Source organism: uncultured Lentibacter sp. (genome assembly GCF_937123735.1).
Lineage (GTDB): Bacteria > Pseudomonadota > Alphaproteobacteria > Rhodobacterales > Rhodobacteraceae > Lentibacter.
Genome location: NZ_CAKZKL010000007.1, coordinates 130300 through 143228, shown reverse-complemented (window position 1 = coordinate 143228; position 12929 = coordinate 130300). Strand labels below are relative to the sequence as shown.

Sequence of the window (12929 nt, the reverse complement as noted above, 5' to 3'; positions counted from 1 at the left end):
GCAAAAAGGCGCATGACATGCTTCAAAAGGGGCTTGGACTTTCACTCATCATCACCGCCCTGTGCGGCTCAGTTGCTCTGGCCAGCACGGTTGAGCTCTCGCTGCGGCCCGTGTTGCGCCCCGGCTCGGGCGCTGGGGGGGAGGTCGTCTCGGTGCGGCCAATCGCGGCCTTGGCCCCCACGCTGCGGCCGGTGGCGCGCCCGGGCCGGGCCGGGGCGCAGGATGGCCGCGCCGCGCCGCTCCATCTTGCCAGCAGCCCAGAGGCCGGTTTCCAGCGCTGGATCGCGGCGTTCAAGCCCCGCGCTGTGCAGGCCGGGCTTGACCCCGCGCTGGTTGAGCGCGCCTTTCGCGGCATCCGCTACAACAGCGAGGTGATTGCCCGGGATGGCAATCAGGCCGAGTTCACCAAGACCATCTGGGAGTATCTTGCCAATGCCACCTCCGACAAGCGCGTCGCCGATGGCCAGCAGATGCTGCGCAAGCACCGCCGCAAGTTGGAGGCGATCGAGCGCAAATATGGTGTGGAAAAAGAGATTGTCACCGCCGTCTGGGGGCTTGAGAGCTTTTATGGCAACATCAAGGGCGACTATAATGTGATCGAAGCCATGGCCACATTGGCCTATGACGGGCGACGCGGTGAATTCTTTGCCAAACAGCTTCTGGCGGCGCTCAAGATCTTGCAGCGCGGCGATACAACGGCCGCACAGCTGAAAGGCTCCTGGGCGGGGGCGATGGGGCATACGCAGTTTATCCCCACCTCTTATGAGCTTTTTGCTGTGGATTTCACCGGCGATGGCAAACGCGACATCTGGAGCAACGACCCGTCTGATGCCCTGGCCTCCACGGCAGCTTACCTCGCACGCTCTGGCTGGCAGAAGGGAATGCCCTGGGGGGTGGAGGTGCGCTTGCCGGCAGGGTTCAACCGCGGCTTGGCGCGCCGCAAGACTCAGAAAATGCCGAGTGACTGGGCCAAGCTGGGCGTGACCGACATGCAGGGGCGCGCGGTGCGCGATTTCGGCGCGGCTTCGATCCTCTTTCCGGAGGGCGGGCGCGGGCTGGCGCTGATGATTTTCGAGAAGAATTTCCGCGCCATCGAGCGCTACAATGCGGCGGACGCCTATGTCATTGGCGTGGGGCATCTCGCCGACAGGCTGAAAGGCGCCGCGCCGCTAATTGGCAATTTTGCCCCCGGAGAACGCCCCTTGCGGGAGGACGAAATCAAAGAGCTCCAACGCCTGCTCAAAAACAAAGGTCACGCGCTGGAGAAGATTGACGGCAAGATCGGCCCCAACACAAAGGCACAAATCAAGGCCTATCAGAGCCGCAATGGCCTCACGGCGGATGGCTATGCTTCCGAAGCCTTGCTTGAGCATATCAAGCGCCGCTGACCACCGTGCTATGATCTCAAAACGCGCTCTGCGGTTTTGGCCCCGGTGCAGTGAGTATTTGGAGCAAGATGAAGCGCAGTCGGGCTTGATCTTCATCTTGCTCTAAATACTCACTGCGCACCGCTAGCCACCTTCGAGCCGGTTGAGAAGGACCACTTCGCTGGACTCGTGGATCGGCTGGAACCAGCTGTCATTGTAGATTTTGCCATCAATGGAGACCGAGACGCCGCGATCAAGCTGGGGGCGCAGGGCGGGGTGGCCCTGCGCGAGCGCGGTGAGCAGCTCGCGCAGGTTTGTGGCCTCCACCTCAAGTTCGCGTTGACCACCCGCCAGCTCTGCAAGGCTGCCCCAGAGGGTGACCGTGACCATATCAGCCCTTGGCTTTGATCGCGGCCAGCACTTTGGGGGGAGACATGGGCAGGCTTGTCAGGCGCACGCCGGCGGCGCGGCTGACCGCATTGGCCAGTGTGGCCAGCGGCGGCACGATGCCTGTTTCGCCCACGCCGCGCACGCCGTAGGGGTGGCCGGGGTTGGGGATTTCGAGGATCACCGGGTCGATCATCGGCAAATCGGAGGCCACGGGGATGCGGTAGTCAAGGTAGCCCGCGTTTTGCAGGGTGCCGTCCTCCCCGTAGATATATTCCTCATTGAGCGCCCAGCCGATGCCTTGCACGGCGCCGCCCTGAAGCTGGCCTTCGACATAGTCGGGGTGCACGGCTTTGCCGGCATCCTGAAACACCGTGTAGCGCAGCACTTTGACGGCCCCTGTTTCGGGATCGACCTCTGTATCGGCGATATGGGTGCCGAAGCTCACGCCTGCGCCTTCGGCGTTGACTTCAAAGTGGCCCGCGATGGGGCCGCCTGTGTTGGAGGCGGTTTCGGCGATTTCCTTGAGTGTCATGGGCGGAAATTTGCCCGCGTTTGGCCCGGCGGGTTGGGCCGCGCCATCGACCCATTCCACGGCCTCGGGCGCGATGCCCCAGAGCTGCGCAGCGCGGGCCTTCATGATTTCGATGGCGTGGCGGGCGGCCTTGATTGTGGCCAGACCCACTGCGAAGGTGACGCGGGAGCCGTCTGTGACCTCGTTCTGGCCCAGTGTGGCCGTATCGGCGATGACGGTGCGGACCTGCTCGTAAGGGATGCCCAGCTCTTCGGCGGCCATCATCGACATGCTCGCACGGGAGCCGCCGATATCGGGGTTGCCCTCAGACAGCGAGACGGTGCCATCGGGGTTGATCATCAGCGACACGCAGGTATCACCGCCGAAGTTAAACCAGAAGCCGCAGGCGACGCCGCGGCCTTGATTTGGACCCAGCGGCGCGGACCAATGCGGGTGCGCTTTGGCCGCCTCGAGCGTAGCTTTGAGGCCGATGGCGGGGTAGGTCGGGCCATAGGCCGATTTTGTGCCTTCGTCGGCGGCGTTTTTCAGGCGCAGCTCGATCGGGTCGAGCCCCAGTTCCTTGGCCATTTCGTCGATCACGCTTTCCACGGCAAAGGCGGCCATGGGCGCGCCGGGTGCGCGATAGGCGGCGGCTTTGGGGCGGTTTGTGACCACTTCCCAGCCGACTGTCTCGACATTTTCCAGATGATAGGGGGCAAAGCCGCACATGGCGCCGAGCGCGCCGTTCATGGCGTAAAAGCAGCCGTTCTGGTAGCGGAAGTCGCCCTGGGCGGCGGTGATTTTGCCGTCTTTTGTCATGCCGATCTTGATGTCGATGCTGGTCGAGGCTGTGGGGCCGGAGGCGCGCAGCACCTCTTCGCGCGCCATGGTCATCTTGACGGGTTTGCCCGACTTTTTGGACAGCATGAGCGCGACCGGCTCGAGAAACACGGTTGTCTTGCCGCCGAAGCCGCCGCCGATCTCGGAGGCTGTGACTTTGAGGCGGCCTGCCTCCATGCCCATGATGGCGGAGCAGGTGTTGCGCACCATGTAATGCCCTTGCGTGCAGCACCAGAGATCGCCCTGACCGTCGTTGCCCATGGAGGCGAGGCAGGCGTGCGGCTCGATATAGCCTTGGTGGGTGGCGGCGGTTTTGAAGCTGCGTTCTACGATCAGGTCGGCCTTGGCAAAGCCCGCTTCCACATCGCCGTGGCCATACTGGCTGCGCGCCAGCACGTTCTGGCTATAGCCTTCTGGCACGCTTTCCTGCTGGCGGCCCTCGTGGAGCACGGGGGCCTCGGGCTTCATGGCTTCGTCCACATCGGTGACATGGGGCAGCACCTCGTAATCGACTTTGATCGCCTTCAGAGCGGCCAGCGCCACGGAGCGCGAGGTGGCGGCGACGGCGGCGACGGTGTGGCCATCATAGAGCGCTTTCGCGCCGGCCATGACATTGTCGAGGATGTCGCGCGTGCCCTGATCTTGGGGGGTCACGGTGAAATCGGCGCGGGTGACCACGGCCTTGACGCCTTTCATGGCCTCGGCTGCGGAGGTATCAATCGCGCGGATGCGCGCGTGGGCGTGGGGGCTTCGCAGACAGAAGCCGAAGAGCATCCCCGGCGCGGTCATATCCGCGCCGTAGCGGGCGCGGCCTGTGACTTTATCGAGCCCGTCGGGGCGCGGAACGCGCGTGCCGACGACTTTGAACTGGCGGGATTGGAACTCGTCTTTGGCCATCAGGCTGCTCCTCTCATTTCGGCGGCAGTTTCAAGGACTGTGCGGATGATCTTGTCATAGCCCGTGCAGCGGCAAAGATTGCCCGCGAGCCAGTAGCGGACTTCTTCCTCGGTGGGATCGGGGTTGCGCTCCAGCAGATCCTTGGCGGCGACGAGGATGCCGGGTGTGCAGATGCCACATTGCAGCGCGGCCTTGTTGATGAAGTTGCGCTGGAGCGGGTGCAGCTCTTCGCCCTCGGCCATGCCCTCGATTGTCTCGACAGAGCGGCCCTCGGCCTCGGCGCCCAGCACGAGGCAGGCGCAGACGAGGCGGCCATCAAGGCGCACGGTGCAAGCGCCGCAGTCGCCCGAGGCGCAGCCCTCTTTGGAGCCGGTCAGATCGAGCTGGTCGCGCAGCACATCGAGCAGCGTGTCGCCTGCTTCGCAGAGGTAGTCGACATCATCGCCATTGATGGTGGTGGATACATGGATACGGCTCATGGTTTAGTCTCCTTTGGCGCGCACGTAGGCCAGCTTGGCGGCGCGGCGGGCGAGCACGCCGGACACATCCTTGCGGAAGGCCACTGTGCCGCGTTTGTCATCAATCGGGGTGGCGGCGGCCGTGGCGGCGGCGGCGCAGGCTGCAAGGGCCGCATCGTCACATTTTGTGCCGATGAGGGCTTCGGCAGCCTCGGCCACCAGCAGCACCGTGGGCGCAACCGCGCCAAGCGCAACCCCTGCGCAGGCGACTGTGCCATCTTCCTCAAGGATCACGTTGACCGCGCAGCCGACCACGGCGATGTCCATCTCGGTGCGCGGAATGAAGCGCAGGTAGGCATCGCCGCCGCGCGCGCCACGGGGCGGCAGATAGACCGAGGTTACAAACTCGCCCTTGGCCAGAGACGTCTTGCCTGGGGCTGTGGGAATATGCAGCACTGGCACATCGCGCGTGCCGTTCGGGCCCGCGACGCGCACCATGGCGCCTGCGGCCACCAGCGCGGGCACGCTGTCGCCCGCGGGGCCAGCGTTGCAGAGATTGCCGACCATGGTGCAGCGGCCCTGCACCTGTGTCGAGCCAATCAGCTCGGCCCCTTCGACGACGCCGGGGTAATCGGCCACAAGGCCCGCATGTTCGCCCATGGCGGCGCAGGGCACGCCTGCGCCAATGCGCCAGCCGCCGTCGGCCTGTTGGGTGATTTCGCCCATGCCGTCGATATGCTTGATGTCGACAATGGCCGAGGGCGCGATGTGGCCTGCGCGCAGGCGCACGAGCAGGTCGGTGCCGCCCGCCAGCACGCGCGCGCCGCTGTCGGCGGCAAGCAGCGCAACGGCTTGCTCAACTGTCTGGGGGGTTTCAAATTTCATACCCGTTTCTCCCGCTTTGGCATCGGTGGTGTCTGGCGCTCAGCCCGGTGAGTCTGCCGATCCTGACCACCTTCGCCAAACCGTGGGGGATTGGCAAGGGCGGGGCGCGACACAGGGTGTCGCTGTGGGAAAACTTCCCGTGATCGGCCTTGGGGGCGGGGCTTAGCCGCCGCAGATGGCTTGCAGGCGCAGCCAGTCGTTATCGCTCAGAAGCGGTTCGGGGGCGCGGTGGGCGAAGGGATCGGCCTCGATCAGCGCCAGGGTCTCTTCGCCGGTGATGTCGCGTGCATAGGCATAGGGGCTGGCGCGCACGGACCAGGCCGAGAAGCCGGCCAACAGCGTGGCCGTGGGCAGCGGCGTGGCGGCGCGGGTGAGCAGGTGGCGCGCATAGGCGTCTTGTGCGGCTTCCCCGACGTGGCCTGTTGTGAGCAGCTGGGCCGTGGCGAAGACGCCGGCGTGGTTGAGGAAATCGGCCAGCGGATCTTGAAGCCCGGCCGTGAGGTGTTCGGCGATGATATAGCCGGCGACCACGTCGGGCTCTTCGAAATCTTCGATGAGGGCGCGGTTGAGCAGGATCACCCCGCCGGGCAGGTGGCTGGCCTCGCGCACTCCGCCAGGCAGCACAACCAGCCGCGCGGCCCCCTGCGGAGAGGGCAGGCGCGCGCCGAGTTTGCGCAGGGCGCGGCTGCCCTCACCAGCGGCGCAGGGCAGTCCTGAAACGCGGGTGATGCGCGCCAGAAGGCTTGCACCCAGCTCGGCGCGTTTGACGGCTGGAACCACCCGCAGGGCATGATCACGCGCGGCACCAGGCAGCCAGAAGAGCGCCAGCCCCAGCAGGGCCAGGCCAAGACCGACCCCGGCCCAGAGCCGGAAGCGCCCCGGGTGGGGGCGGGTGCGGTTGATTTTCTGGCGCAGTTTCTCGATGGCGGCAATCATCTGGGCTTCATCGGCGGCCAGCTCGAGGGTTTCGCCTTTGTCGCCGTCAGGGTGGAAGATGGCCGGATCGCTGCCGGTATTGGCGCGCTGGATGGCCGCGAGGGACCAATGAGCCAGCGCGGTGTCGTTGTGATCGGTGATTTTCAGCGTGGCGTTGCCAATGGAGACGATGACCTCGCGGCGCTGGGCCTTGGGCGTGGCACGCCAGAGGCCTGTGGCCTCGATCCGGTCATATTCTTCGAGTGCTGTCATGGGGTGGGCCTGCTGCTGCCTCTTTTGGCAAGGTTAGCATGGGCTGGCGGGACGGGGAAAGAGGGATTGCGCCGCAGCAAAGCTGCGCCGCGGGGGGCGAGGGGGTTTCACCCCCTCGCGCTCCCCCAGGATATTTGAGGCAATAAGAAAGGGACAGGGCGGTGTTTGGACGCGCTTAAAGCCCGGCGGCGGTTTTGCGCAGCTCGAATTTCTGGATCTTGCCTGTGGAAGTTTTGGGAAGCTCTTGAAAAACCACTTTTTTCGGGGTTTTGAAGCCGGCGAGCTTTGCGCGGGCAAAGGCGATCAGCTCTTCCTCGCTGGCCGTTGAGTTGGGCTTGAGCTCGACAAAGGCGCAGGGGACCTCGCCCCATTTGTCATCGGGCTTGGCGACCACGGCGCAGAGCGACACGGCGGGGTGGGAGGCGAGCACGCCTTCGACCTCCACCGAGCTGACATTCTCGCCGCCGGAGATGATGATGTCTTTAGAGCGGTCCATGATTTGCAGGTAGGTGTCGGGATGCTGGATGGCCAGATCCCCCGAGTGAAAGAAGCCGCCCTTGAAGGCCTCGGCCGTGGCTTCGGGGTTTTTCAAATAGCCTTTCATGACGGTGTGGCCGCGGATCATGATTTCGCCCTGTGTCGCCCCGTCGTGGGGGACGGGGGCCATTGTTTCGGGGTCAAGCACCACGGCTTCGTCCATCATCGGCATCAGAACACCGGTGCGGGCCTTGATGGCGTAGCGCTCTTCGGCGGGGGCGTCATCCCAGCGGGCGCGCCAGAGGCATTCTGTGACGTGGCCGTATGTTTCGGTCAGGCCGTAGACCTGTGTGACGTTGAAGCCCAGAGGCTCGATGGCGGCCAGAGTGGCGGCGGGGGGCGGCGCTCCGGCGGTAAACACCTGCACGGTGTGATCAAAGCTGCGTCTGTCGGCATCCTCGCAGTTGACCAGCGTGTTGAGAACAATGGGCGCGCCGCCGAAATGGGTGACGCCTTCTTCGGCGATGGCGTCATAGATCGCTTTGGCGGTGATGTTGCGGCAGCAGACGACGGTGCCGCCGAGAAGCGGCATCATCCAGGTATGGTTCCATCCGTTGCAGTGAAACAGCGGCACGATGGTGAGATAGACCGGGCGCAGGGTGAGCTGCCAGCTGACCACCGTGCCCATGGTCATGAGATAGGCGCCGCGGTGGTGATAGACCACGCCTTTGGGGCGGCCTGTTGTGCCGGAGGTATAGTTGAGCGCGAGGCTCTCCCATTCGTCCTGGGGCAGGATCCAGTCAAAGCGGGCATCGCCTGTGGTGAGGAAGTCTTCATACTCAAGATGCCGCCCGGTGGCGGGGTGCCCTGCGGAAGGATCGGCCACTTCGATGATCTGCGGGGCGGGGGTGCTCAGGGCGGCGACGGCCTCTTCGAGCAGGGGCAGAAACTCTGTATCCACCAGCACGAGCTTGGCCTCGCCGTGCTCCAGGATATAGGTGATGGTGGCCACATCGAGCCGGGTGTTGACCGCATTGAGCACCGCACCGGCCGCGGGCACACCGAAATGGGCCTCGGCATGGGCGGGAATATTGGGCAGAAGGGTTGTCACCACATCTCCGGGCGCGATGCCTGCACGGGCCAGGGCCGAGGCGAGCTGGCTGACACGGGCGTGATATTCGGCGTAGGTTTTGCGGTGCTGTGTGCCATAGGCCACGGCCAGACGGTCGGGGAAGATATAGGAGGCGCGCTTGAGGTGTGAAAGCGGTGTGAGCGGCACATAATTGGCCGCAGTTTTGCCCAAGCCGGTTTCATCGCGCATTTGGCCCATTGTCTTCTCCCTGTTTTTTCCCGCTTATGTCGGGTTTGGGGGAGACTATCCCCAAGGCGACGGGTTTGAAAAGCCCAAGTGCGACCATATGAAGGCGGAAATGACATGAGCGAAACCAGGCCCCTTGCGGCAGCGCTTTGGATGATGGCGAGTATGCTCATTTTGGGTGTTGTTGATAACTTTATCGTTGTCATGGCTGAGGTGATCAGCCTGTGGCAGATGTATGTGATCCGCCTGATGATTGCCTTGCCGGTGATCTGGCTGCTGTCGCGCGGGCTGAAGCAGCGCTTTTGGCCCCGCAATTGGGGCCCTGTGTTGTTGCGCAGCTTTTTCTTTGCTTCGGCCATGCTGTTCTACTTTGCCTCGCTGGCCTTTCTGCCGATTGCCCAATCGCTTGCCGGGCTGTTCACCTCGCCGATCATTGTTGTGGTGATCACGGCAGTTTTTCTGCGTGAGCCGATCGGGGTGTTTCGCATTGGCGCGGTGCTTGTCGGCTTTGCCGGCACGTTGGCTGTGCTCCAGATCAGCCCGGCGAGCTTTAGCCCGCTTGTGGTTGTGCCGCTGATTGGCGGTATTCTCTATGCGCTCAATGCCGTGATCACGCGGCGGATGTGTGACGGGGAGAGCACCTGCACGCTGCTGGCGGGCACGATGGGGATGCAGGGCGCGCTGGGGCTGATCGGGCTTGCCGTGATCGGGCTCTGGGGCGTGCAGGAGAGTGACGGGCCGCTGGCCTTTGTCACCCGTGGCTGGGCCTGGCCGATGGAGGGCGTGGGGCTCTTGCTTGTAGCGCATGTGCTGGCCTCGATTGTCGGGGTGTTCTGTCTGACGCGGGCCTATCAGATTGGCGAGGCCTCTTATGTGGCAATCTTTGAATATTCGATCATGATCTTCGGGCCGCTCTTTGCCTTTGTCTGGTTTGGCCAGACGCTGGCGGCCGGGCAGATGGCGGGGATTTTGCTGATCATTCTGGCCGGTTCTGTGATTGCCTTGCGCGCGCGGCAAAGCTAGCCTTGGGGCATGATCATTTCGCGCGGCCGCCGCTTTGTTTTTGTGCATATTCCCAAGACGGGGGGGACCTCTCTGGCGCTGGCGCTGGAGGCGCGGGCCATGCGCGACGACATGATGCTGGGCGACACGCCCAAGGCGCGGAAGCGGCGGCGCAAGCTCAAGGATGCTGACGCGCGCGGGCGGCTCTGGAAGCACGCGACGCTGGCAGACATCGAAGGGCTTGTGAGTGCTGAGGCGCTGGCAGGCATGTTGCGCTTTACGCTGGTGCGCAACCCCTGGGACCGGATGGTGAGCTATTATCACTGGCTGAAGGCGCAGAGCTTTGAGCACCCGGCAGTGGCCACGGCCAAGACGCTTGGCTTTGCTCAGTTTCTGCGCGCGCCTGCTGTGGCGGGGCCGATGAAAACGCACCCCTACGAAAGCTATATGCGCGCCAGTGACGGGCGGGCGCATGAGGCGCTTTACATCAGGCTGGAGCATTTTGAGGCCGATGCGCAGCCCTTGTTTTAGCACCTCGGCTTTGAGCTGCGCCTGCCGCGGCAGAACGAGAGTGCGCGCAGGCGCGACTACCGCAGCTATTACAGCGCAGATGACGCGGCGTTTGTGGCCGAGCTATGTGCGCAAGATATAGAGGCTTTTGATTACAGGTTTGAGGGCGTGCGCTGAAGCCACCGCAAGCTGTGTGCTGGTGGTAAAAATCTGGCCCGTGGCTTGCCGGGCAATCCCTGACTCAGTGGGCCGCGCCGGGCATCCTGAGAAGCGAAAGGCCACGCTTTGCGGCGCAGCCTTTCGCTTTTTTGTGTAGGCGCTTCGCTCTGTGAAGCGCCGACCCGATGCGGGGGCCAGCCCCCGCACCCCCGGGATATTTCTGGCAAGAAAAAAGGGGCGGGACGGGGTGGTTTCAGGCGGCTTTTTCGGACTGAGCCGCGAAGCGGGTGTAGAAGCTCTGGCCCTTGTCGCCCATTTCCTTGAGCAGCGCAGGCGTGGCGAAGCGTTCGCCGTAGGTGGCGGCGAGCTCGGCGGTGCGTGCGGCGGCATAGGGTGTGCCGATCATATCAAGCCAGGAGAGCGGTCCGCCGGACCAGGGCGCGAAGCCCCAGGCCAGAATGGCGCCGACATCGCCTTCGCGGATGTCCATGAGCACACCGTCTTCCAGCGCGCGCACGGCCTCTAGCACCTGGGCGAACATGAGGCGCTCCTGCACTTCGATGAGGCTGGGTTGCTCTTCGGCGCGTGGGTATTTCTCATGCAGGCCCGGCCAGAAGCCTGTGCGCTTGCCCTTCTCGTCATAGTCAAAGAAGCCGGCGTTGGCCTTGCGGCCCAAGCGGCCCTCGGCCTCCATCCAGAAGATGAGATCATCGCCGGGGCTGTCGGGGTAGTCTGCACCCATGGCGGCCTTGGTGGCACGGGCGATTTTGGCACCCAGATCAATCGAGGTTTCGTCATTGAGCTGCAAGGGGCCGACAGGGAAGCCGAGCTGGCGCGCGGCGTTGTCAATCAGCGAGGGCGCGACGCCCTCGGTGAGCATCCGCAGGCCCTCGTTGATATAGGGGATGATGCAGCGGTTGGCATAAAAGAAGCGCGCATCGTTGACAACGATCGGTGTCTTGCGGATCTGGCGCACATAGTCGAGCGCCTTGGCCACGGCGACATCACCGGTTTCGCGGCCCTTGATGATCTCGACCAGCAGCATTTTCTCGACGGGCGAGAAAAAGTGGATGCCGATGAACTGTTCGGGGCGCACGCTGGCCTTGGCCAGATCGGTGATCGGCAGGGTCGAGGTGTTGGAGGCGAAGATGCAGTCTTCGGGGATCACGGCTTCGACCTTTTTGGTCATCTCGGCCTTCACAGCCGGGTCTTCAAACACTGCCTCGATGATGAGATCACAGTCTTTGAGCGCGTCCAAATCGGCGGTGGCGGTGATGCGCGCGAGCATCTCCTCTTTCTTCTCCGGCGTGGCCTTTTTGCGGGCGATGCCTTTGTCCATGTAGGTGGCGGTATAGGCTTTGCCCTTGTCGGCGCTCGCTTGGTCGCGGTCGATCAGGACCACGTCCATACCGGCCTGAGCGGACACCAGCGCGATGCCTGCGCCCATCATGCCTGCGCCGAGGACGCCGAGCTTCTTGACCTTTTGATCGGCCACATCGGCGGGGCGGACCGCGCCTTTCTCCAGCGCTTCCTTGTTGATGAAGAGCGAGCGGATCATGGCAGCAGAACTTGGGTTCATCAATGTGTGGACAAACCAGCGGGTCTCGATCTTAAGGGCCGTGTCAAAGGGCACGAGCGCGCCTTCGTAGACAGCCGAGAGCAGCGCCTTGGCGGCGGGGAACGCGCCTTGGGTTTCGGAATGCACCATGACGGAGGCGCCAAGGAAGGTCATGAAACCTGCGGGGTGGTAGGGGGTGCCGCCGGGCATTTTGTAGCCCTTTTCATCCCAGGGTTTCACGATTTTGGGCTCTGAGAGCACCCAGGCGCGGGCATCTGCCATCGGGTCATCGCTGACCTCGTCAATCAGGCCGGCTTGCTTGGCGCGCGTGGGGTCAGAGAGCTTGCCTTGCAACAGGAAGGGCGCGGCGGCCATTGCACCGAGCTTGCGCACGAGGCGGGTTGTGCCGCCTGCGCCGGGGAAAATCCCGACCATGATTTCGGGCAGGCCGATCTTGGCCTTGGGGTTGTTGGCCGCGAAGATGCGGTGGCAGGCGAGCGGAATCTCAAAGCCGATGCCGAGCGCTGTGCCGGGCAGAACGCAGGCGATGGGCTTGCCGCCTTTGTTTGTCTTGGGCTCCATGCCCGCGCGCTCGATCTTGCGCAGCACGGCGTGCATGTTCATCACACCGTCAAACAGGCCCTGTGCGGGGGCGTCGCCGGCGTCATCTTTCATCTTGGCGATGACGTTGAGATCCATCCCGCCAGCGAAGCTGCCCGCTTTGCCCGAGGTGATGATGATGCCTTTGACGGCGTCATCGGCGAGGGCGTCATCAACAAGGTCAGAGAGGTCTGCAAAGCCCTGAATGCTCATCACATTCATCGACTTGCCTGAGGTGTCCCAGAGGATGGTGGCGATGCCTTCGGCATCTTTTGTCATGGTGAAATCGGTCATTTTCTGTGCTCCTGTTTCGCAGCCGCTGCGGCTGTTAAGCCAGCGTCTGGCTCGGGATGTGTGATAATCATGGATTGGGCATTCTGCGTGGCCGAGCGCAGGCCCGCCCCCAGCCAGCGGCCGGCTTTGTGCACCAGCGTCATCTGGTTGAGATAGGGTGGCAAGACGGGTCGTGTTCCGGCCAGCGCATAGGTCTCGTGAATGCCTTCAATCCGGTTTGGATCCTCTGGCGCGAAGGCGGCTTCGCGGCAGAGCCTGTGGTAGGCGGTGGCACCAAGGCGTTGAAGCGTCTTACGGAAGGTCTTGAGCGAGGGGAGATAGGCCTCGCGGTTGTTGATCCGCAAGAGCGCGTCATCCGTCTCCAGAAAGGAGGGGAAGCTGATATGATCGAGCACGCGCTCGAAATCATGCTCCCACAAGGCTTCGGAAACGGCATCAAGATGGGCTTGATATATGTCCTGGGCGCTCATCATGG

10 protein-coding genes and 1 pseudogene are annotated in these 12929 nt (G+C 63.6%); 3 read left to right on the top strand and 8 right to left on the bottom strand.

What is annotated here, in order from left to right; all coding sequences use genetic code 11:
• Positions 1-17 precede the first annotated feature (17 nt).
• Positions 18-1388, top strand: a complete 1371-nt coding sequence (locus Q0478_RS01790; protein ID WP_298675557.1) for a lytic murein transglycosylase — start codon at positions 18-20, stop codon at positions 1386-1388.
• A 123-nt stretch (positions 1389-1511) separates the two neighbouring features.
• Here the strand turns inward: Q0478_RS01790 and Q0478_RS01785 are convergent, their stop codons facing one another.
• The 6 genes from Q0478_RS01785 to Q0478_RS01760 form a co-directional block, all read right to left on the bottom strand.
• Positions 1512-1757 (bottom strand): MoaD/ThiS family protein, encoded by a 246-nt coding sequence (locus tag Q0478_RS01785; RefSeq protein ID WP_298675554.1) that lies wholly within the window; start codon positions 1755-1757, stop codon positions 1512-1514.
• Position 1758: 1 nt separating this feature from the next.
• A complete protein-coding gene (locus Q0478_RS01780) occupies positions 1759-4005 on the bottom strand; it encodes a xanthine dehydrogenase family protein molybdopterin-binding subunit (RefSeq protein ID WP_298675552.1) in 2247 nt (748 codons plus the stop codon).
• A complete protein-coding gene (locus Q0478_RS01775; RefSeq protein ID WP_298675549.1) occupies positions 4005-4484 on the bottom strand; it encodes a (2Fe-2S)-binding protein in 480 nt (159 codons plus the stop codon). Before Q0478_RS01775 ends, Q0478_RS01780 begins: the two co-directional genes overlap by 1 nt.
• A 3-nt stretch (positions 4485-4487) precedes the next feature.
• A complete protein-coding gene (locus tag Q0478_RS01770; protein WP_298675547.1) occupies positions 4488-5348 on the bottom strand; it encodes a xanthine dehydrogenase family protein subunit M in 861 nt (286 codons plus the stop codon).
• A 162-nt stretch (positions 5349-5510) separates the two neighbouring features.
• A complete protein-coding gene (locus tag Q0478_RS01765) occupies positions 5511-6536 on the bottom strand; it encodes a hypothetical protein (protein WP_298675545.1) in 1026 nt (341 codons plus the stop codon).
• 175 nt (positions 6537-6711) lie between these two features.
• Positions 6712-8343, bottom strand: coding sequence for an AMP-binding protein (locus Q0478_RS01760; protein ID WP_298675542.1), 1632 nt, complete (start codon positions 8341-8343; stop codon positions 6712-6714).
• A gap of 105 nt (positions 8344-8448) precedes the next feature.
• On the opposite strand from Q0478_RS01760, the gene Q0478_RS01755 reads away from it, so the two are divergent.
• Positions 8449-9354: a DMT family transporter gene (locus Q0478_RS01755; RefSeq protein ID WP_298675539.1), complete on the top strand. Its 906-nt coding sequence runs from the start codon at positions 8449-8451 to the stop codon at positions 9352-9354.
• 9 nt (positions 9355-9363) lie between these two features.
• A pseudogene (locus Q0478_RS01750) lies at positions 9364-10020 on the top strand (sulfotransferase family 2 domain-containing protein).
• Between the two features lie 235 nt (positions 10021-10255).
• Here the strand turns inward: Q0478_RS01750 and Q0478_RS01745 are convergent.
• Both Q0478_RS01745 and Q0478_RS01740 read right to left on the bottom strand, forming a co-directional pair.
• Complete coding sequence (locus Q0478_RS01745) at positions 10256-12454, bottom strand: 3-hydroxyacyl-CoA dehydrogenase NAD-binding domain-containing protein (RefSeq protein ID WP_298675537.1); 2199 nt, start codon at positions 12452-12454, stop codon at positions 10256-10258.
• The gene (locus Q0478_RS01740) at positions 12451-12924 is read right to left on the bottom strand and encodes a hypothetical protein (protein WP_298675535.1); all 474 of its coding nucleotides are present in this window, start codon (positions 12922-12924) and stop codon (positions 12451-12453) included. The genes Q0478_RS01745 and Q0478_RS01740 overlap by 4 nt, the downstream gene beginning before the upstream one ends.
• Positions 12925-12929: the final 5 nt, after the last annotated feature.

Coding starts and splice junctions, on each gene's coding strand:
- Q0478_RS01790 (WP_298675557.1), top strand. CDS start 18: ATGCTTCAAAAGGGGCTTGGACTTTCACTCATCATCACCGCCCTGTGC.
- Q0478_RS01785 (WP_298675554.1), bottom strand. CDS start 1,757: ATGGTCACGGTCACCCTCTGGGGCAGCCTTGCAGAGCTGGCGGGTGGT.
- Q0478_RS01780 (WP_298675552.1), bottom strand. CDS start 4,005: ATGGCCAAAGACGAGTTCCAATCCCGCCAGTTCAAAGTCGTCGGCACG.
- Q0478_RS01775 (WP_298675549.1), bottom strand. CDS start 4,484: ATGAGCCGTATCCATGTATCCACCACCATCAATGGCGATGATGTCGAC.
- Q0478_RS01770 (WP_298675547.1), bottom strand. CDS start 5,348: ATGAAATTTGAAACCCCCCAGACAGTTGAGCAAGCCGTTGCGCTGCTT.
- Q0478_RS01765 (WP_298675545.1), bottom strand. CDS start 6,536: ATGACAGCACTCGAAGAATATGACCGGATCGAGGCCACAGGCCTCTGG.
- Q0478_RS01760 (WP_298675542.1), bottom strand. CDS start 8,343: ATGGGCCAAATGCGCGATGAAACCGGCTTGGGCAAAACTGCGGCCAAT.
- Q0478_RS01755 (WP_298675539.1), top strand. CDS start 8,449: ATGAGCGAAACCAGGCCCCTTGCGGCAGCGCTTTGGATGATGGCGAGT.
- Q0478_RS01745 (WP_298675537.1), bottom strand. CDS start 12,454: ATGACCGATTTCACCATGACAAAAGATGCCGAAGGCATCGCCACCATC.
- Q0478_RS01740 (WP_298675535.1), bottom strand. CDS start 12,924: ATGAGCGCCCAGGACATATATCAAGCCCATCTTGATGCCGTTTCCGAA.